This is a genomic window from Pseudomonas sp. ANT_H12B, assembly GCF_008369325.1.
Classification (GTDB): domain Bacteria; phylum Pseudomonadota; class Gammaproteobacteria; order Pseudomonadales; family Pseudomonadaceae; genus Aquipseudomonas.
Map to the genome: position 1 here is coordinate 408,170 of NZ_VOBI01000002.1, position 19,350 is coordinate 427,519.

Consider the following 19,350-nt stretch of genomic DNA (forward strand, 5'->3'; position numbering starts at 1 on the left):
TTTCCCAAGTGGATCGGCGGTGCCTTCATTCGCGAGCAGGCTCGCTCCCACAGGTACAGCGCAGAACCTGTGGGAGCGAGCCTGCTCGCGAAGGCGTCAGCCGATTCAGCGCAGCAACCACCTTTGCCTATACTTCTTTTTCTATAACAAAAGAGGGCTGCGCCATGGACCACCTCGTACTTACTGTATTCGCTCCGGACAAGCCTGGGCAGGTCGAGCGCATTGCCCAATGCATAGCCGAGCACGGCGGCAACTGGCTGGAGAGCCGCATGTCGCGCATGGCCGGCCAGTTCGCCGGGATTCTTCGCGTGGGCGTGCCGGCCGAGGCCTACGATGAACTGGTGGATGCCCTAAAGGCGTTGTCCGCACATGGCATTCGCGTGCTGATCGCCGAGAGCGGCATTGAGCAATCCTGCACCTGGAAACCGATTGCGATGGAATTGGTGGGCAATGACCGACCGGGAATCGTCCGCGACATCACGCGTCTGCTCAGTGAGCAGGGAGTGAACCTGGAGAGTCTGGTGACCGAAGTACGTCCGGCACCCATGAGTAGCGAGCCGTTGTTCCACGCCGAAGCCATTCTCGCGGTGCCGCTGACGTTGTCCTTGGATGTGCTGCAATCGCGCCTGGAAACCCTGGCGGACGATTTGATGGTGGAATTGGTGCTGCGCAGTGAACCCTGAAAGGTTATCCAGGTTATACGTGCACCTGCCTGTGGATAACCTGTAGAGACAGCCCGCCAGGCCACGTCGGCCGGGGTTCTTCAGGAACTGATCAAAAAACCAGCAGTTTCAACAAGTTGCGCACAAACGGCGGGGATCACGCTGTGGATAACCTTGGGAAGGATCGATGCAGGCCACGGAAGACGTGGTCTGCGGAGGTTTGTATGTTTTTTGATCAACTGCGACGGCGCAGACTGATCCAGGCATCGATGCTATAAACCGCCAGGCCTGCCCAGATAAAAATGAACGCTACCAGCGTGCTGGACGACAAGTGTTCGTCAAACAGCAGAACGGCTTGCAACAGCACCAGCGTGGGCGCCAGGTACTGGAGGAATCCGAGCGTGGTGTAGGGCAAATGCCGTGCTGCGGCGTTGAAACACACCAGCGGCACCAGCGTGATTGGCCCGGCGGCCACCAGCCACCAGGCTTCGGATGTCGTCCAGAACTCGGCTTGTGCGCTGCTTGCGCCTGGATTGAACAGCAACCAGGCGACCGCAATCGGTACCAGCATCCAGGTTTCCACCACCAGGCCCGGCAACGCCTTGACCGGCGCCTGTTTGCGGATCAAACCGTAGAAGCCGAAGGTCAGCGCCAGCACCAACGACACCCACGGCAGGCTGCCGACTTGCCAAACCTGCTGCGCGACGCCGGCCGCCGCCAAGCCAACGGCCAGCCATTGCATGCGCCGCAACCGCTCACCGAGGATCAACATGCCCAGCAGCACGTTCACCAGCGGGTTGATGTAGTAACCGAGACTCGCCTCAAGCATGCGCCCGTTGTTTACCGACCAGACGTAGGTCAGCCAGTTGGCGGCGATCAGCGTGCCGCTCAGGGCCAGGATCGCAAGCCGTTTCGGATTGTCACGCAGTTCACGCCACCAGCCAGGATGTTTCCAGACCATCAGCAGCAACGCACCAAACAGCGCGGACCAGAGCACCCGATGGATGATGATTTCCACGGCGGGCACGCTGGCGATGGCTTTGAAGTAGAGCGGGAAAATTCCCCAGATGATGTAGGCACTCAGGCCCAGGATGTACCCGCGACGCGGGTTGGCGGCTTGCATGCAGAATCCTTGCTTAGGCAGCTAACTAAAGAGGGGGATTGTAAGGAGATTTGTCGACGAATGTCGTACCTGAATAGGTTGGTTAATTGTGAACACGAACAACTGTGGGAGCGAGCTTGCTCGCTCCCACAGGGTTTCAGGGTGAGTCAGAAGAGTTTTAGGGGTTCTTCGTTGAGTGCCGCCAGTTGTTCGCGCAACGCCAACACCTGATCCCCCCAATAGCGCTCCGTACCGAACCACGGAAAACTGCGCGGGAACGCCGGGTCGTCCCAGCGACGGGCGAGCCAGGCGCTGTAGTGCATCAGGCGCAAGGCTCGCAGCGGTTCGATCAACGCCAGTTCCCGCGGATCGAAGTCGTGGAACTCGCTGTAGCCGTCCATCAATTCCGACAGCTGACCGAGACATTCCTGACGATCACCGGCCAGCATCATCCAGATGTCCTGCACTGCCGGGCCCATGCGGCAGTCGTCGAGGTCGACGATGTGAAACATCTCATCGCGGCACATCATGTTGCCGGGATGGCAATCGCCGTGCATGCGGATGTTCTTGTGCGGCGTAACGTTGTAGACCTCTTCCACACGCTTGAGCAGGTCGCGGGCGACGGACTCGAAAGCTGGCAGCAGGCTGCGAGGGATGAAATTACCTTCGAGCAAGGTCGTCAGCGAGTCATGACCGAAGTTCTTCACCCCCAGTGCTTCACGGTGCTCGAACGGTTTTGTCGCGCCGACGGCGTGCAGGCGACCGAGCAATTGGCCCAGGCGATACAGCTGATCGAGATTGCCCGGCTCCGGCGCACGGCCACCGCGGCGGGGGAACAGGGTGAAACGGAAACCGTTGTGTTCGTGCAGGCTTGCACCGTTGTGAACCATCGGCGCCACCACCGGCACGTCGCAGTCGGCGAGTTCGAAGGTGAATTGGTGCTCTTCGAGAATCGCTTCGTTGGTCCAGCGCTGCGGACGGTAGAACTTGGCGATCAGCGGTTCGGAGTCTTCGATGCCGACCTGGTAGACACGGTTCTCGTAGCTGTTGAGCGCCAGAATGCGAGCGTCGCTGAGAAACCCGATGCTTTCGACGGCATCGAGCACGAGGTCTGGGGTGAGGGTTGCAAACGGGTGGGCCATGCTGACTCCTGCGCGCAGCAGGCTGCCGCGTCCGGCCAAGCATGGTAGCGCAGACGGGGATGTTTTAGGGGGCGGGCTTGAGATGTGTGTTGTCTGGGCAGACGCCATCGCGGGCAAGCCCGCTCCCACAGGATAGGCGCGATTTCAATATTGGCGCATGACCTGTGGGAGGGGGCTTGCCCGCGATGGCGGCCGATCAGGCGCCGACGATCCCGCCATCGTCCCGGGAAATTACCATCACCGACGACCGCGGCTTGCCATTAGGCAAATGCTCAGGGAACGTCGACCCACCGTTCTCCCCCGGATGCTGAATCCCGACAAACAAGGTCTTCTGGTCAGGCGAGAAACTGATCCCCGTGACCTCACAGCCCACCGGTCCGACCATGAAACGACGAATCTCCCCGGTCACCGGGTCGGCACACAGCATCTGGTTGTTGCCCATGCCCGCAAAATCACCGGCATTGCTCGAATCGCCATCGGTGAGAATCCACAACCGCCCAGCCTTGTCGAAACCCAGACCATCCGGGCTGTTGAACATGTTTTGCGGCGTGATGTTCGACGAGCCACCCTTCGGCGTATTGGCATGCACGCCCGGGTTGCCGGCCACCACAAACAGGTCCCAGGCAAAGCTTTTCGAGCCGTGATCGTCGCGGTCGGTGCGCCAGCGCAGGATCTGCCCGTAGACGTTCTTCTCACGCGGGTTCGGCCCGCCCACCGGTTGGCCGTCTTCGCCGCGCTTGGCGTTGTTGGTCAGTGTGCAATAGACCTGGCCATCCTTGGGGCTGACAACGATCCATTCCGGACGGTCCATGCGCGTGGCTTTCACCACGCTGGCGGCGAGGCGCGCGTGAATCATCACTTGGGCCTGATCGACAAAACCGCTGCTGGCGTCGATGCCGTTCTTGCCGTGGGTCAACTCGATCCACACGCCCTGGCCTTTTGGATGATCGGCGTTGCCGTCGCCCGCGTCGAAGCGCGCCACGTACAAGGTGCCGTGGTCCAGCAGGTCGCGGTTGGCTTTGGGTTCTTTGTGGTTAATCTTGTCGCGGCTGACGAATTTGTAGATGAATTCGCCGCGCTCATCGTCGCCCATGTACACCACGGCGTGACCATCGCCGGTTTCGGCCAGGGCGGCGTTTTCATGTTTGAAACGACCCAGGGCGGTGCGCTTGACCGGTGTCGATTGCGGATCGAACGGGTCGATTTCCACCACCCAGCCGTGACGGTTGAGCTCATTGGGATTCTTCGCCAGGTCGAAGCGTGGATCGTGTTGATGCCAGTTGATGTCTTTGCTGGCCGCCACCACGCCATAGCGTTTCTGCGCGGCGTCGAATTTTTGCTCGGCGTTGCTGCTGCCGAAGCAGTCGGTGAAGTTCTCTTCGCAGGTCAGATAAGTGCCCCACGGCGTCTTGCCGTTGGCGCAGTTCTGGAAGGTGCCGAGGACATTCTTGCCGTGCGGGTCGGCACTGGTTTTCAGCAGTTCGTGACCGGCGGCCGGGCCACTCAGGCTGATTGGCGCGTTACCGTGAATGCGCCGGTTGTAGCGCGAGCCCTGAACAAATTGCCACTGGCCTTTGTTGCGCTGCACTTCGATCACCGACACGCCTTCACAGGCCAGCGCCTTGTGCACTTCGTCCGCCGATTGCGGCATGCCGCCGTGAGGGTAGAGGTAGCGATAGTTGGTGTATTCGTTGTTGATCGCCATCAACGCCCGGTTTTCATCACCGGGAAACTCGAACAGGCTCATGCCATCGTTGTTGTCGCCGAACTGGACTTCCTGATGTTCGGCGGTGCCGTTGCCACTTGGGTCGAACGCCGGGCCATTCTTTTGCAGGGGTTGGCCCCAGCTGATCAACACCGAAGAGTTGTAGCCGGGCGGCAGGCTGATGGCGTCGCTGGTGGCGGCGGGAATGCTGTCGAAACCCAACAGTTTGCTGGAGCCGGCGCTGACACTGGCGGCCAACACGCTGCGACTCAGCAGGTTGCCGCCAAGGAACATGGCTGCACCGCACAGGGCGCCCGCGCTGATGAAGCCACGACGGCTGAGGCCGACCATATTCTCGAGGTCGGTGGATTGGTTGTCTTCTAATAGGCTCACATCAGGCTCCCTGCGGGTTTTTGCAGTCACCTTAATGATGGTTGATGAAGGTTTTGTTGCAGTTGTCTTGCCGCGATCCCTGTAGATACCGAACGCAGCCTTCGGCAGCTGCAAAGGTTGCGGAGAATCGGAGCTAGAGCGGGATGCCGAGCAAAACGTTGGACGGGGCGAACTGCACCAGCACCGGTTTGTTGGCCGCGAGACCGAGGTTTTTCAAGTGCAGCGGCTCGACCAGCGCGCAGAGTGTCTGGCTATTGGGCAGGCCGATGCGCACTTCGCTGGGCCCGTCTTCGGCGTCGAGGATTTCCTCGACAATGCCCTTCAGGCAATTGTGTCCTGCGGTTGCAGCATCCTCAACGCCCAGCAAGTCGAGCCAGCCGGCCTTGATCAGCGCCACTACTTCGGTGCCGGTTTCCAGTTCCAGGCGCAGGGTGCTGTCGTGGGTAATCTGTGCATCGATACTTAAGCCTTCGGCCAATTCAAGGCGAATCAGGTCGTTGCGCCCCTGGGTTTCGATTGCCGAGACCTTGCCGTGCAATTGATTGCGCGCGCTGGTTCTGAGCATCAGTCGACCGAGCAGATCCAGGTCGCTGGCATCTTCAGCGGCTTCCAGCACTTGGGCCTGCAAGGCTTGCAACTTTTGATACAGGCGCAACACGCGCTCACCTTCGCTGGAAAGTTTGGCGCCGCCACCGCCCTTGCCGCCGACGCTGCGTTCCACCAGCGGTTTCTGCGCGAGGTTGTTCAACTCATCGATGGCATCCCAAGCGGCCTTGTAACTCAGGCCCGCGCTTTTGGCGGCGCGGGTGATCGAGCCCTGCTCGGCGATGTGTTGCAACAACGCGATGCGCTGCGGACGACGGGCAATGTGCTGGGACAACAACGTAGGCAAGGACATGACAAGACGCTTTGGGCTGTGACGTTGGGGAGGACGTTGGCGGCTTGGGCCTCGGGAGTCAAGTCAGGCTCCATCTCCGGGTTTGGGCGTGCGGGCCAGGCAATAGACGTCGACCCGCGCGGCGCCAGCGTTCATTAACAAGCGAGCCAGGGCCTGGGCGGTGGCGCCGGTGGTCAGCACGTCATCCACCAGCGCCAGGTGACGACCCTTGATGGGCGCCTCCGGCGCGAGGGCGAAAGCATGGCGCAGGTTCTTTTTGCGTTCATCGGCATTCAGGTCCTGCTGCGCGCTGGTGTCCTGAGTCCTCGACAACAACCGTTCATCGCTCGGAATGTCGAGGCTGGCGCTGAGCCAATGAGCGAGCATCGCGGCCTGGTTGAAACCTCGTTGGCGCAGGCGTTTGGGGGCCAGCGGTACCGGGATCAATGCGTCTGGCCGGTCGAGGTCTTCATCGAAGCGATGTTGCAGGAACTGAGCGAGAATTTCGGCGAGCAGACGGCCAAACGGCCATTTCGCGTTGTGCTTGAAGCGGGTGATCAGGCTGTCGATCGGAAAGCTGTAGGTCCACGGCGCTGCGACCCGTTCAAAGGACGGCGGTTGATTCAAGCATTGGCCGCACGTCAGCCCAGGCGCGGGTAAGGGCAGGGCGCAGGTCTGGCAATGGTCGCCAAGCCAGGGCAGATCGGTTTCACAAGCCGTGCAGATCGGTGTCCTTTCATCGGATGCTTCGCCGCAAAGCAAACAGATTTGTTCGTTTTTTAACCAGATGTAAACCGGTCCATCGTATCGTGGTTGACAGCGCATCACTCTTCCTTAAATATGCCGAACATCCGTGTCGCGTCTGTGGGTATTCCATCCCCCGGCCGCTTGCCAAGCATAAAACAAAGGAAACACCCATGAGCGCCAGCACCACTGCCACCCTGCGTCATGACTGGTCTTTGGCCGAAGTCAAAGCACTCTTCGTTCAGCCATTCAACGACCTGTTGTTCCAGGCGCAGACCGTGCACCGCGCGCATTTCGACGCTAACCGGGTTCAAGTGTCGACGCTGCTGTCGATCAAAACCGGTGCTTGCCCGGAAGATTGCAAATATTGCCCGCAGTCCGGTCACTACAACACCGGCCTGGAAAAAGAAAAGCTGATGGAAGTGCAGAAGGTCCTCGAAGAGGCCGCTCGCGCCAAGGCTATCGGTTCGACCCGTTTCTGCATGGGCGCGGCGTGGAAACATCCGTCGGCCAAAGACATGCCTTACGTGCTGGAAATGGTCAAAGGCGTGAAAGCCATGGGCCTGGAAACCTGCATGACCCTCGGTCGCCTGGATCAGGACCAGACTGTCGCCCTGGCAGACGCCGGCCTCGATTACTACAACCACAACCTCGACACCTCGCCGGAGTTCTACGGCAGCATCATCACCACCCGCACCTACGGCGAGCGCCTGCAAACGCTGGCCTACGTGCGTGAGTCGGGGATGAAGATCTGCTCCGGCGGCATTCTCGGCATGGGCGAGTCGCTTGATGACCGCGCCAACCTGCTGATCCAGCTGGCCAACCTGCCGGAGCATCCGGAATCGGTGCCGATCAACATGCTGGTGAAAGTCGCCGGTACGCCGCTGGAAAATGCTGACGATATCGACCCGTTCGACTTCATCCGCATGCTGGCTGTCGCACGTATCCTGATGCCGCAATCCCACGTGCGCCTGTCCGCCGGCCGCGAAGCGATGAACGAGCAGATGCAGGCCCTGGCGTTCTTCGCCGGTGCCAACTCGATTTTCTACGGCGACAAACTGCTGACCACCGCCAACCCGCAGGCCGACAAGGACATGCAACTGTTCTCGCGCCTGGGGATCCTGCCGGAAGCGCGCGAAGAACACGCTGATGAAGTGCACCAGGCGGCTATCGAACAAGCGCTGGTTGAGCAGAAGAGCAGCGAGCAGTTCTATAACGCCGCCGTCTGATCCTTCGCTGATACTTCTGAAGGAATGCAAAACCCTGTGGGAGCGGGCTTGCCCGCGATGACGGACTGACATTCAACATTGATGTCGACTGGACCGACGCCATCGCGGGCAAGCCCGCTCCCACAGGGGACATGTGTCATTTGATAGTCGAGGCCTGCATGTCTTTCGATCTCCGCGCACGCCTTGCTGCCCGTCGTGCCGAAAATCTCTACCGCCAACGCCCATTGCTTGAAAGCCCTCAAGGCCCGGAAGTGGTGGTCGATGGTCAGCCGTTGCTGGCGTTCTGTAACAACGACTACCTGGGCCTGGCCAATCACCCGCAAGTGATCGAAGCCTGGCGCGTCGGCGCGACCCGATGGGGCGTCGGCGGCGGGGCCTCGCATTTGGTCATCGGCCATAGCCGCCCGCATCATGCGCTGGAAGAGGCCCTGGCCGATTTCACCGGCCGGCCGCGCGCGCTGTTGTTCACCACCGGTTACATGGCCAACCTCGGCGCGGTCACCGCGTTGGTCGGGCAGGGCGATACGGTGCTGGAAGACCGGCTCAATCATGCGTCCTTGCTGGATGCAGGCTTGTTGTCCGGTTCGCGCTTCAATCGCTATCTGCACAACGATGCGGCGAGTCTGGCCAAGCGTCTGGAAAAGGCGACCGGCAATACCCTGGTCGTCACCGACGGCGTATTCAGCATGGACGGCGACATTGCCGACCTGCCTGCGCTGGCCCGGGAAGCCAAGGCCAAAGGCGCGTGGTTGATGGTCGATGATGCTCACGGTTTTGGTCCGCTGGGCGCCAATGGCGGCGGGATCGTCGAGCATTTCGGTTTGAGTCAGGAGGATGTACCGGTATTGGTCGGCACCCTCGGCAAGGCGTTCGGTACGGCCGGGGCTTTTGTGGCCGGTAGCGAAGAGTTGATCGAGAGCCTGATCCAGTTCGCCCGTCCCTACATTTACACCACCAGCCAGCCACCGGCCCTGGCCTGCGCGACGCTGAAAAGCCTTGAGTTGCTGCGTACCGAGCATTGGCGACGTGAACATCTGAAAACGTTGATTCGCCAGTTCCGCCACGGGGCCGAGCAGATCGGCCTGGAGTTGATGGACAGCTTTACGCCGATCCAGCCGATCATGATCGGCGATGCCGGGCGTGCGGTTCGACTGTCGCAAATGCTGCGCGAACGGGGCCTGATGGTGACGGCGATTCGCCCACCCACCGTGCCCGCCGGCAGCGCCCGTCTGCGTGTGACCCTGACCGCCGCCCACAGCGAAGCGCAGGTGCAGCTATTGTTAAATGGACTGGCCGATTGTTTTCAACAACTGGGACCGGAGCCAAGCCATGCGTAATCGTTTGATTCTGCTGCCCGGCTGGGGCCTCGGGATTTCGCCGCTGGAGCCTTTGGCGACAGCCTTGCAGGGGTTGGATGAACACCTGCGAGTCGAGATTGAGCCGTTGCCGGAACTGGAATCGAGCGATCTTGAAGAATGGCTCGATGAGCTCGATTCGACTGTGCCTCAGGATGTCTGGCTCGGCGGCTGGTCCCTGGGCGGCATGCTCGCGTCCGAGTTGGCGGCGCGACGCGGTGATCGTTGTTGCGGCTTGCTGACCTTGGCGAGCAATCCCTCTTTTGTCGCCCATGAGCAATGGCCGAGCGCGATGCCCGGCGAAACATTCGACGCATTTATGGCCGGCTGCAAGGCTGATCCACGCATGACGTTGAAGCGGTTCGCGCTGCTTTGCGCTCAGGGCTCCGAAGACCCGCGCGGGTTGTCGCGACTGTTGCTCGGTGGTGCGCCGCATTCCTCTGCCCCGGCGTTGATGAGCGGCCTGGAAGTCCTCGCACAACTGGACACCCGCCAAGCGTTGCAAGCATTCCGCGGTCCGCAATTGCACCTGTTCGCCGGCCTCGACGGGCTGGTCCCGGCTGAAGCGGCGGGGGACTTGTTGGCGTTGCTGCCGGATGTCGAAATCGGCCTGATTGAACGGGCCAGTCACGCGTTTCTTCTGGAAGACCCTCACGGTGTGGCGGGGGCGATCCAGGCCTTTTTGCATGAGTCTGGTGATGACTGATCTATCCCTTCCCAACCTGCCCGGCGTTTTGCCCGATAAACGCCAGGTGGCGGCGTCCTTTTCCCGCGCGGCGGCGAGCTACGACAGCGTGGCCGAATTGCAGCGTGATGTTGGCAGCCAGTTATTGAGCCGTTTTCCGGGTGATTTTGTGCCAGGTCGCTGGCTGGATCTGGGCTGCGGTACCGGGCATTTCAGTCGTGTGTTGGGTGAGCGTTTTCCTGCCGGTCACGGCGTGGCGCTCGACATCGCTGAAGGCATGCTCAATCACGCCCGGCCGTTGGGTGGTGCAACGCATTTCATCGCGGGCGATGCCGAGCGGTTGCCCTTGCAGGATTCGACCTGCGACCTGATCTTCTCCAGCCTGGCGGTGCAGTGGTGTTCGGACTTCGCCTCGGTGCTCAGCGAGACGCATCGGGTGCTGAAACCGGGTGGTGTTTTCGCGTTTGCTAGTCTGTGCGTGGGCACGTTATTTGAGCTGCGTGACAGCTGGCGTCAAGTGGATGGCATGGTGCACGTCAACCGCTTCCGCGAGTTCGGGACTTATCAACAGCTTTGCGCCGGCAGCGGCTTGAAGGTCGCGAGCCTGGAAAACCGTCCTCATGTGCTGCATTACCCGGATGTACGCAGCCTGACTCATGAACTCAAGGCGCTGGGTGCGCACAACCTGAACCCCGGTCGGCCGGGTGGTTTGACCGGCAGGGCACGGATCCTCGGCTTGATCGAGGCTTATGAGCAGTTTCGTCAGGCACAGGGCTTGCCGGCGACTTATCAAGTGGTCTACGCCGTTTTGGAGAAACCCTTATGAGCGCAGCCTATTTCATCACCGGTACTGACACTGATGTCGGCAAGACCACCGTGGCCGCAGGTTTGCTGCATGCTGCACGATCAGCGGGCTTGAGCACAGCGGCGGGCAAACCGGTGGCCTCCGGTTGCGATGTCACGCCCAAGGGCTTGCGCAATGCCGATGCGCTGGCGCTGATGGCGGAGTGCTCGGTGCCTTTGACTTATGCACAGGTCAATCCTGTGGCGTTTGAGCCGGCGATCGCTCCGCACCTGGCCGCGCGGGAGGCCGGCGTGGCACTGACCGTGCAATCCTTGCTGGCGCCGATGCAGCAGATTCTCGATATGCAGGCGGACTTCACCTTGATTGAAGGTGCTGGTGGCTGGCGCGTGCCATTGGCGGATCAGGACAATCTGTCTGACCTCGCGATGGCGTTGGATCTGCCGGTGATTCTGGTGGTCGGCGTGCGCTTGGGTTGCATCAATCATGCGTTGCTGACGGCCGAGGCCATTGCTCAGGACGGATTGCAGCTGGCGGGGTGGGTGGCCAATATCATCGACCCGAAAACTTCGCGTCTGGAAGAGAACCTCGCGACGCTGGCCGAACGGATTCCTGCGCCGTGCCTTGGACGGGTGCCGAAACTCAAGTTGATGACGGCCGAAGCGGTGGCCGAGCATCTGCAACTGGATCTGCTGGACTGAAGTTGTCCGGCTGTGGGTTTTTGGGTTTTGACTATGAGAAGGCACTCTGCCATTAGGGTTTTTGTCGGGCCTTTTGTCAGCAGGTCTGCTTCAATGGCCGCTGTTGATCCTTCGCAAGGACGAGTTCTCCCATGGAAATCTCAGGAAACACCGCTTTCTATGCCGGTCTGAGCACTATTCAGACAGGGCAGAACCGTGTCGATCAGGCCTCTGGCCAGATCGCCAACACGACGATCGAACGTTCGGTGACCAGCCAGTCTTCCGAGGTTCAGGTCGATCGTCTGCGTTCGGTCGACCGCAGTCAGCAGTCGGGCCTGGCCAGCAATATGGTCGAGATGTCCCAAGGCAAGTTTCAGGTTGAGCTTGGCGCCAAAGTCGCCAAGGCTTCCGATGAAGTGCTCGGCACGCTGATTGATACCTTCGCTTGATCCCTCGCTGAATCCGCTCTTTCTACGCCGCGACTATTCGCGGCGTTTTTCTGCGTAAGTCCTTCTCCCTCAACTAATCTTTCCTGCACCGCGTGTTGCTCTGTCAACGGTGTTGCGTTGCTCAATGTCTGGCGATCCCTACGCGTGATGACGAACGGCAAAAGATCGGCGCTTGACAAGATTTGGGCGTAAACGTATGTTTCAAACAACTGTTTGACCGTCACAACAAATCAACGCGGTCGTTCATTCCCGGTTACATCAGCAGAGGTTTATTGCTATGCCTGACTACAAGGCCCCCTTGCGTGATATTCGCTTCGTTCGTGACGAACTGCTCGGCTACGAAGCGCACTATCAGAGCCTTCCGGCTTGCGCAGACGCAACTCCGGATATGGTTGACGCCATTCTCGAAGAAGGCGCCAAGTTTTGTGAGCAGGTGCTGGCCCCGCTGAACCGCGTGGGTGACACCGAAGGCTGCACCTGGAGCGAGTCCGGCGTTAAAACCCCGACGGGCTTCAAAGAAGCCTACAAGCAATTCGTCGAAGGCGGCTGGCCAAGCCTGGCCCACGACGTAGAGCACGGCGGCCAGGGCTTGCCGGAGTCTCTGGGTCTGGCGGTCAGCGAAATGATTGGCGAAGCCAACTGGTCGTGGGGCATGTACCCGGGCCTGTCCCATGGCGCGATGAACACGATCTCCGAGCACGGTACGCCTGAGCAGCAAGACGCCTACCTGACCAAGCTGGTTTCCGGCGAGTGGACCGGCACCATGTGCCTGACCGAACCGCACTGCGGCACCGACCTGGGCATGTTGCGCACCAAGGCCGAGCCTCAGGCTGACGGTTCCTACAAAGTCTCCGGCACCAAGATCTTCATCTCGGCCGGTGAACACGACATGGCCGACAACATCGTCCACATCGTGCTGGCACGTCTGCCGGATGCCCCGGCCGGCACCAAAGGTATCTCGCTGTTCATCGTGCCGAAGTTCATGCCGAACGCGGATGGTTCGATCGGCGAGCGCAACGCGGTGACCTGCGGTTCCCTGGAACACAAAATGGGCATCCACGGTAACGCCACCTGCGTGATGAACTTCGACGCGGCCACCGGTTTCCTGATCGGCCCGGCGAACAAAGGCCTGAACTGCATGTTCACCTTTATGAACACCGCGCGTCTGGGCACTGCGCTGCAAGGTCTGGCTCACGCCGAGATCGGCTTCCAGGGCGGCCTGAAATACGCTCGCGATCGCTTGCAGATGCGCTCCCTGACGGGCCCGAAAGCGCCGGAGAAAGCCGCTGACCCGATCATCGTTCACCCTGACGTACGTCGCATGCTGTTGACCATGAAGGCGTTCGCCGAAGGCAACCGTGCGATGGTTTACTTCACCGCCAAGCAAGTCGACATCGTCAAATACGGCGTGGATGAAGAAGAGAAGAAAAAAGCAGACGCACTGCTGGCTTTCATGACGCCGATCGCCAAGGCCTTCATGACGGAAGTCGGTTTTGAATCCGCCAACCACGGCGTGCAAATCTACGGCGGCCACGGTTTTATCGCCGAATGGGGCATGGAGCAGAACGTTCGCGACAGCCGCATTTCGATGCTGTACGAAGGCACCACCGGCATCCAGGCACTCGACCTGCTGGGCCGTAAAGTGCTGATGACTCAAGGCGAGGCGCTCAAAGGCTTCACCAAGATCGTCCACAAGTTCTGCCAGACCAACGAAGGCAACGAAGCGGTCAAAGAGTTCGTCGAGCCATTGGCTGCGCTGAACAAAGAGTGGGGCGAGCTGACCATGAAGGTCGGTATGGCAGCCATGAAAGACCGCGAAGAAGTCGGCGCGGCGTCGGTGGACTACCTGATGTACTCCGGTTATGCATGCCTGGCCTACTTCTGGGCTGACATGGCGCGTCTGGCTGCAGAAAAACTGGCTGCCGGTACTTCCGAAGAGGCGTTCTACACCGCCAAGCTGCAGACTGCGCGTTTCTACTTCCAGCGCATCCTGCCGCGTACCCGCACTCACGTTGTCACCATGCTGTCGGGCGCCAACAACCTTATGGACATGAAAGAAGAAGACTTCGCACTGGGTTACTAAGCCCAACGCCGTCACTTCATAAAGCCGCTGCTTCCTCGGGAGCAGCGGCTTTTTTGTGCGCGATATCAATGCCTAAATATTCCTGACTAAAACGCTAAGAAGAATGCCGTTGCTGCCGTTAAAGAGGGTGGCGATGTGACATGTCGCCCGAAGAGAAGGCACAATGCCATCCTTGTTTGCCGGGTCGGAGCTTTACCCTTGTCTCGTTCTTCCGCAGTACGTTTCAGTCATTTCCTGCCGTCACTTCTACTTCTGGTTGCGGGGCTTGCGGCTGCCTACGTCAAGGATCTGAACGTCTTCTTCACATCGCTGTTCAACGTGCTGCCCACCTTGGTGCTGTTGCTCGGCGGTGCTTACTGCGCGGTTTACCGACGTCAGCGTGAGCTGTTTCTGATGGTCACGGTGTACATCGCCTACTTTCTGCTCGACACCCAGACTGACTACTACCGCGACAACGGCAAGGTCCGCGAGGACGCCGCCGTGGTCTTTCATTTGTGTTGTCTGTTGCTGCCGCTATTGTTTGGCGTGTTCGCCGCCTGGCAGGAACGCACCCATCTGTTTCAGGACATGGTGGCGCGTTTTGCCGTGTTATTGGCTTTTGGCAGCGTGGCACTGGGGCTGGAACAAAGTTACCCACAGGCGCTGTTGATGTGGCTGTCGGAGATTCGTTGGCCTGCTTTGCATGGCGCCTGGATGAGCCTCATTCAGTTGTCCTATCCGGTGTTCATCGCCGCTTTTGTGTTGCTGAGCTGGCAATACTGGCGCAACCCACGACCCTTGCACGCCGCACAGTTGGTGGGCTTGCTCGGGTTGTTCTGGATGTTGCCGAAAACCTTCATCCTGCCGTTCACCCTCAACATCATGTGCAGCCAGGTGATGTTGATGATCGCTGCCGCAGTTGCCCACGAAGCCTATCAAATGGCGTTCCGCGACGAGCTGACCGGCCTGCCGGGCCGCCGCGCCTTGAACGAGCGCATGCAGCGGCTGGGGCGCAATTACGTGCTGGCCATGAGTGACGTCGACCACTTCAAGAAATTCAACGACACCCACGGCCATGATGTGGGTGACCAGGTGCTGCGACTGGTCGCCAGCAAACTGTCGAAAATCGGCGGAGGCGGTAAGGCGTATCGCTATGGGGGGGAGGAATTTGCTCTGGTGTTCGCGGGCAAGACCCTCGAAGAATGCATGCCGCACCTGGAAGTCATCCGCGAGTCCATTGCCACCTACAACATTCACCTGCGCAATCAGGACAGTCGTCCCCAGGACGATCAACAGGGGCAACAGCGTCGCGCGAGCTCAAGCGCCTCAAGTGTGTCGGTGACCGTCAGCATTGGCGTCGCCGAACGACTTGATCAGCGCACCCCTGAAAAAGTGCTCAAGTCCGCCGACGAGGCACTCTATAGCGCCAAGGGGGCCGGGCGAAACTGCGTGATCGCGTTCGGTCAGAACCGTCGTGGCGCGGTGCGCATGGACGCCGCTGCGGGTTGAGTGATGATGGCGCATTCAGCGTCTGGACTGTGATTGTGAGGGCGGGTGAGCGGCAGTAGGTTTGAACGATCTGCTGACGGAGAAACGACCATGCCCGAATACAAAGCTCCCCTGCGCGACATGCGCTTTCTGATCGACCACGTCTTCGACTTCCACACCAACTACGCCACGCTGGGCGTCACTGACGCCAGCCCGGACATGGTCAATGCGATCCTCGAAGAAGGCGCGAAGTTCTGTGAGAACGTTCTGGCACCGTTGAATCGCAGCGGCGACGAAGAAGGCTGCCATTTCGACAACGGCGTGGTGACAACGCCTACAGGCTTCAAGCAAGCCTTCGCACAGTACGTGGAGGGTGGCTGGCACGGTCTGGCAGCTGATCCGGCGTATGGGGGCCAGGGTTTGCCAAGTTCACTGGGCCTGGTCATCAGTGAAATGGTCGGATCGAGTAATACCTCGTGGGGCATGTACCCCGGCCTGACTCACGGGGCGATGTCGGCCATCCACGCCCATGGCACCGAAGATCAGAAGAACACCTACCTGAGCAAGCTGACGGCTGGCCAATGGACCGGCACCATGTGCCTGACCGAGGCGCATTGCGGCACTGACCTGGGCATCATCAAAACCCGCGCCGTCCCTTCAGCCGACGGCAGCTACGCGATTTGCGGCAGCAAGATCTTCATCTCGGCCGGCGAACACGACATGAGCGACAACATCATTCATTTGGTGTTGGCGAAACTGCCGGATGCTCCCGCAGGCACCAAGGGCATTTCCCTGTTCATCGTTCCCAAATTCCTACCCGATGCCGAGGGTGAAGCCGGCGAGCGCAACGGCGTTTCCTGCGGCTCGATCGAACACAAAATGGGCATCAAGGCCTCGGCTACCTGCGTGCTGAACTTTGATAGTGCCAAGGGATTTTTGATCGGTGAGCCGAACAAAGGCCTGAACTGCATGTTCACCATGATGAACCACGCTCGTCTCGGCACCGGGATGCAGGGCCTGTGTTTGGGCGAGGCGAGCTTCCAGGGCGCGATCAAGTACGCCAACGACCGTCTGCAAATGCGCTCGCTGACCGGCCCGAAAGCACCGGAAAAAGCCGCCGACCCGATCATCGTTCATCCCGATGTGCGCCGGATGTTGCTGACCATGAAGGCCTTCAACGAAGGCAATCGGGCGCTGACGTACTTCACCGCACAGTTGCTGGATGTTGCCCATCTGAGCCCGGATGAAACGGCGCGGCAGGATGCCGAAGACCTGTTGGCATTCCTGACGCCGATCTGCAAGGCCTTCATGACCGACACCGGGCTGGAAGTGACCAACCACGGCATGCAGGTGTTTGGTGGTCACGGTTTCATCCGAGAATGGGGTATGGAACAACTGGTTCGTGACTGCCGGATTGCACCGATCTACGAAGGCACCAATGGCATTCAGGCGCTGGATTTGCTCGGGCGCAAAGTGCTTGGCAGTCAAGGCAGATTGCTGCGTGGCTTCACCAGGATTGTCCACAAATTCTGCGTGGCGAATGCCGAGCATCCACAACTGGCCAGCTATGTGGCGCAACTCAATGGGCTGAATCAGCAGTGGGGCGAGTTGACCGCCAAAGTCGGCGTGGCCGCGATGAAAAATCCCGACGAAGTCGGTGCTGCGTCGGTGGATTACTTGATGTACAGCGGTTACATCATCCTCGGCTATCTGTGGCTGCGCATGGCGCTGGTGGCCCAGGCGCAACTCGACGCGGGCAGCGGTGATGCCGATTATTGCCGGGGAAAACTGGCAACCAGCGAGTTCTACTTCAAGCGTTTGCTGCCACGCACTGCCGCTCATCGGGTGGCGATAGAGGCCGGAAGTGATTGCCTGATGAAGCTGCCAGCGGAGTTATTTGCGCTTTAGTCTGTTAAACCAGTGACAAAGGAGCCCGCGTATTTGCGGGTTTTTTTATGACTGAATAGTCGATGACTAAGAATTACAAAGCAGTCACAGGCTGACCCTATGTGTCGCAAAAGTTGTTGGGTTACACTCGGACCCAACGAAAAAACCATTCGTACGAATCACCTGTTTAGATCTTGCGAGGTTTGCCATGGCTGACTACAAAGCGCCCCTGCGCGATATGCGCTTCGTCCTCAATGAAGTTTTCGAGGTCGCCAAACTCTGGGCCGAACTGCCTGCGCTGGCCGAGACTGTCGATGCTGAAACGGTCGAAGCCATTCTTGAAGAGGCCGGCAAGGTCACCAGCAAAAGCATCGCGCCCCTGAGCCGTGCGGCTGACGAAGAAGGTTGCCACTGGGCGGACGGTGTCGTCACCACGCCGGCCGGTTTCCCACAGGCTTACCAGACTTACGCTGAAGGCGGCTGGGTCGGTGTCGGTGGCGATCCGACCTACGGTGGCATGGGCATGCCCAAAGCCGTTTCGGCGCAGGTCGAAGAAATGGTCAACTCCGCCAGCCTGTCCTTCGGTCTGTACCCGATGTTGACCGCCGGCGCCTGCCTGTCGATCAATGCCCACGCCAGCGACGAACTGAAAGCCGCGTACCTGCCAAACATGTACGCCGGTGTCTGGGCCGGTTCGATGTGCCTGACCGAACCGCACGCCGGTACCGACCTGGGGATCATCCGCACCAAGGCTGAGCCTCAGGCCGACGGTTCCTACAAAGTCAGCGGCACCAAGATCTTCATCACCGGCGGTGAACACGACCTGACCGAGAACATCATCCACCTGGTGCTGGCCAAACTGCCGGATGCACCGGCGGGGCCGAAAGGCATTTCGCTGTTCCTGGTGCCGAAGTTCATGGTCAATGCCGATGGCAGCCTGGGCGCGCGTAACCCTTTGAGCTGCGGTTCGATCGAACATAAGATGGGCATTCAAGCGTCTGCGACCTGCGTGATGAACTTTGACGAGGCCGTGGGTTATCTGGTCGGCGAGCCGAACAAGGGTTTGGCGGCGATGTTCACCATGATGAACTACGAGCGTCTGGGCGTTGGTATCCAAGGCCTGGCCACCGGCGAGCGCTCTTACCAGAACGCCGTCGAATACGCCCGCGACCGTCTGCAAAGCCGTTCGCCGACCGGCGCGCAGAACAAGGATAAGGTCGCTGACCCGATCATCGTTCACCCGGACGTGCGGCGCATGCTGCTGACCATGAAAGCCTCGAACGAAGGCGGCCGGGCCTTCTCGACTTACGTGGCCATGCAACTGGATACCGCCAAGTTCAGCGAAGACGCGACCACCCGCAAACGTGCGGAAGACCTGGTGGCCTTGCTGACTCCAGTGGCGAAGGCGTTCCTGACCGATCTGGGTCTGGAAACCACGGTTCACGGCCAGCAGGTGTTCGGCGGCCACGGTTACATCCGCGAGTGGGGCCAGGAGCAACTGGTGCGCGACGTGCGTATTACCCAGATTTACGAAGGCACCAACGGCATTCAGGCGCTGGACCTTGTAGGACGCAAGATCGTCGGCACCGGTGGCGCGTTCTACCAATTGTTCGCTGACGAGATCCGCCATTTCACCGCGACCGCCAGTGCTGACCTGACGGAGTTCACCAAACCGCTGAACGACGCGGTGACGACTCTTGATGAGCTGACCGCGTGGTTGCTGGATCGCGCGAAAAACAACCCGAATGAAATCGGCGCGGCGTCGGTCGAGTATCTGCAAGTATTCGGTTACGTGGCTTACGCCTACATGTGGGCGCTGATGGCCAAGGCCGCCTTCGGCAAGGAAGCGCAGGATGATTTCTACGCGAGCAAGCTGGGCACGGCGCGGTTCTATTTCGCCCGCCTGCTGCCGCGCATTCACTCGTTGAGTGCGTCGGTGAAGGCCGGTAGCGAGTCGCTGTTCCTGCTGGACGCAGGGCAGTTCTGACAACGTAACGTCATGTAAGCATTCTCTTACATGACGTACTGCTGTTTTCCCCCTATGCGAAGATTGGATCCACAGCTAATCTACTTCACATGGACGTCGCG

Annotated in this window: 16 protein-coding genes; 11 read left to right on the forward strand and 5 right to left on the reverse strand. The window is 59.9% G+C overall.

The genetic code is table 11. The features are described from left to right. The first annotated feature begins 164 nt into the window (after positions 1-164). On the forward strand, positions 165-683 hold the full coding sequence (locus tag FQ185_RS04775) for a glycine cleavage system protein R (RefSeq protein WP_149416491.1): 519 nt from the start codon (positions 165-167) through the stop codon (positions 681-683). Positions 684-897: 214 nt separating this feature from the next. Here the strand turns inward: FQ185_RS04775 and rarD are convergent, their stop codons facing one another. From rarD to FQ185_RS04800, 5 genes are all read right to left on the reverse strand, one after another. Further along, entirely contained in the window at positions 898-1,785 is an 888-nt protein-coding gene (gene rarD / locus FQ185_RS04780) for an EamA family transporter RarD (protein ID WP_149416492.1), read from the reverse strand. Positions 1,786-1,931: 146 nt separating this feature from the next. Beyond that, complete coding sequence (locus FQ185_RS04785; RefSeq protein ID WP_149416493.1) at positions 1,932-2,906, reverse strand: serine/threonine protein kinase; 975 nt, start codon at positions 2,904-2,906, stop codon at positions 1,932-1,934. Positions 2,907-3,102: 196 nt separating this feature from the next. Continuing rightward, positions 3,103-5,004: a PhoX family phosphatase gene (locus FQ185_RS04790; RefSeq protein ID WP_149416494.1), complete on the reverse strand. Its 1,902-nt coding sequence runs from the start codon at positions 5,002-5,004 to the stop codon at positions 3,103-3,105. Between the two features lie 133 nt (positions 5,005-5,137). After that, a complete protein-coding gene (locus FQ185_RS04795; RefSeq protein WP_149416495.1) occupies positions 5,138-5,902 on the reverse strand; it encodes a TOBE domain-containing protein in 765 nt (254 codons plus the stop codon). Positions 5,903-5,965: 63 nt separating this feature from the next. Continuing rightward, positions 5,966-6,706, reverse strand: coding sequence for a ComF family protein (locus tag FQ185_RS04800; RefSeq protein WP_149416496.1), 741 nt, complete (start codon positions 6,704-6,706; stop codon positions 5,966-5,968). A 92-nt stretch (positions 6,707-6,798) separates the two neighbouring features. Here FQ185_RS04800 and bioB point away from each other — a divergent pair, with 92 nt between their 5' ends. The 10 genes from bioB to FQ185_RS04855 all read left to right on the forward strand — a co-directional run bounded on the left by bioB (position 6,799) and on the right by FQ185_RS04855 (position 19,249). Continuing rightward, the gene (gene bioB, locus FQ185_RS04805; protein ID WP_149416497.1) at positions 6,799-7,854 is read left to right on the forward strand and encodes a biotin synthase BioB; all 1,056 of its coding nucleotides are present in this window, start codon (positions 6,799-6,801) and stop codon (positions 7,852-7,854) included. Positions 7,855-8,012: 158 nt separating this feature from the next. Further along, positions 8,013-9,191, forward strand: a complete 1,179-nt coding sequence (gene bioF / locus FQ185_RS04815; RefSeq protein ID WP_149416498.1) for an 8-amino-7-oxononanoate synthase — start codon at positions 8,013-8,015, stop codon at positions 9,189-9,191. Then, positions 9,184-9,915: an alpha/beta fold hydrolase gene (locus tag FQ185_RS04820; RefSeq protein WP_149416499.1), complete on the forward strand. Its 732-nt coding sequence runs from the start codon at positions 9,184-9,186 to the stop codon at positions 9,913-9,915. The genes bioF and FQ185_RS04820 overlap by 8 nt, the downstream gene beginning before the upstream one ends. Then, positions 9,908-10,720, forward strand: a complete 813-nt coding sequence (gene bioC, locus FQ185_RS04825) for a malonyl-ACP O-methyltransferase BioC (protein WP_149416500.1) — start codon at positions 9,908-9,910, stop codon at positions 10,718-10,720. The genes FQ185_RS04820 and bioC overlap by 8 nt, the downstream gene beginning before the upstream one ends. Further along, positions 10,717-11,397 carry a dethiobiotin synthase gene (gene bioD / locus FQ185_RS04830; RefSeq protein WP_149416501.1) on the forward strand — a complete coding sequence of 227 codons (681 nt, stop codon included), beginning with the start codon at positions 10,717-10,719 and terminating at the stop codon, positions 11,395-11,397. Before bioC ends, bioD begins: the two co-directional genes overlap by 4 nt. A 131-nt stretch (positions 11,398-11,528) precedes the next feature. After that, positions 11,529-11,825 carry a pyrroloquinoline quinone biosynthesis protein PqqE gene (locus FQ185_RS04835; RefSeq protein WP_149416502.1) on the forward strand — a complete coding sequence of 99 codons (297 nt, stop codon included), beginning with the start codon at positions 11,529-11,531 and terminating at the stop codon, positions 11,823-11,825. A gap of 277 nt (positions 11,826-12,102) precedes the next feature. After that, the gene (locus FQ185_RS04840) at positions 12,103-13,908 is read left to right on the forward strand and encodes a phenylacyl-CoA dehydrogenase (RefSeq protein WP_149416503.1); all 1,806 of its coding nucleotides are present in this window, start codon (positions 12,103-12,105) and stop codon (positions 13,906-13,908) included. 198 nt (positions 13,909-14,106) lie between these two features. Next, positions 14,107-15,396 (forward strand): GGDEF domain-containing protein, encoded by a 1,290-nt coding sequence (locus tag FQ185_RS04845; protein ID WP_149416504.1) that lies wholly within the window; start codon positions 14,107-14,109, stop codon positions 15,394-15,396. Between the two features lie 90 nt (positions 15,397-15,486). Then, the gene (locus tag FQ185_RS04850; RefSeq protein WP_149416505.1) at positions 15,487-17,283 is read left to right on the forward strand and encodes an acyl-CoA dehydrogenase C-terminal domain-containing protein; all 1,797 of its coding nucleotides are present in this window, start codon (positions 15,487-15,489) and stop codon (positions 17,281-17,283) included. 187 nt (positions 17,284-17,470) lie between these two features. After that, positions 17,471-19,249 (forward strand): acyl-CoA dehydrogenase C-terminal domain-containing protein, encoded by a 1,779-nt coding sequence (locus FQ185_RS04855; protein ID WP_149416506.1) that lies wholly within the window; start codon positions 17,471-17,473, stop codon positions 19,247-19,249. Positions 19,250-19,350: the final 101 nt, after the last annotated feature.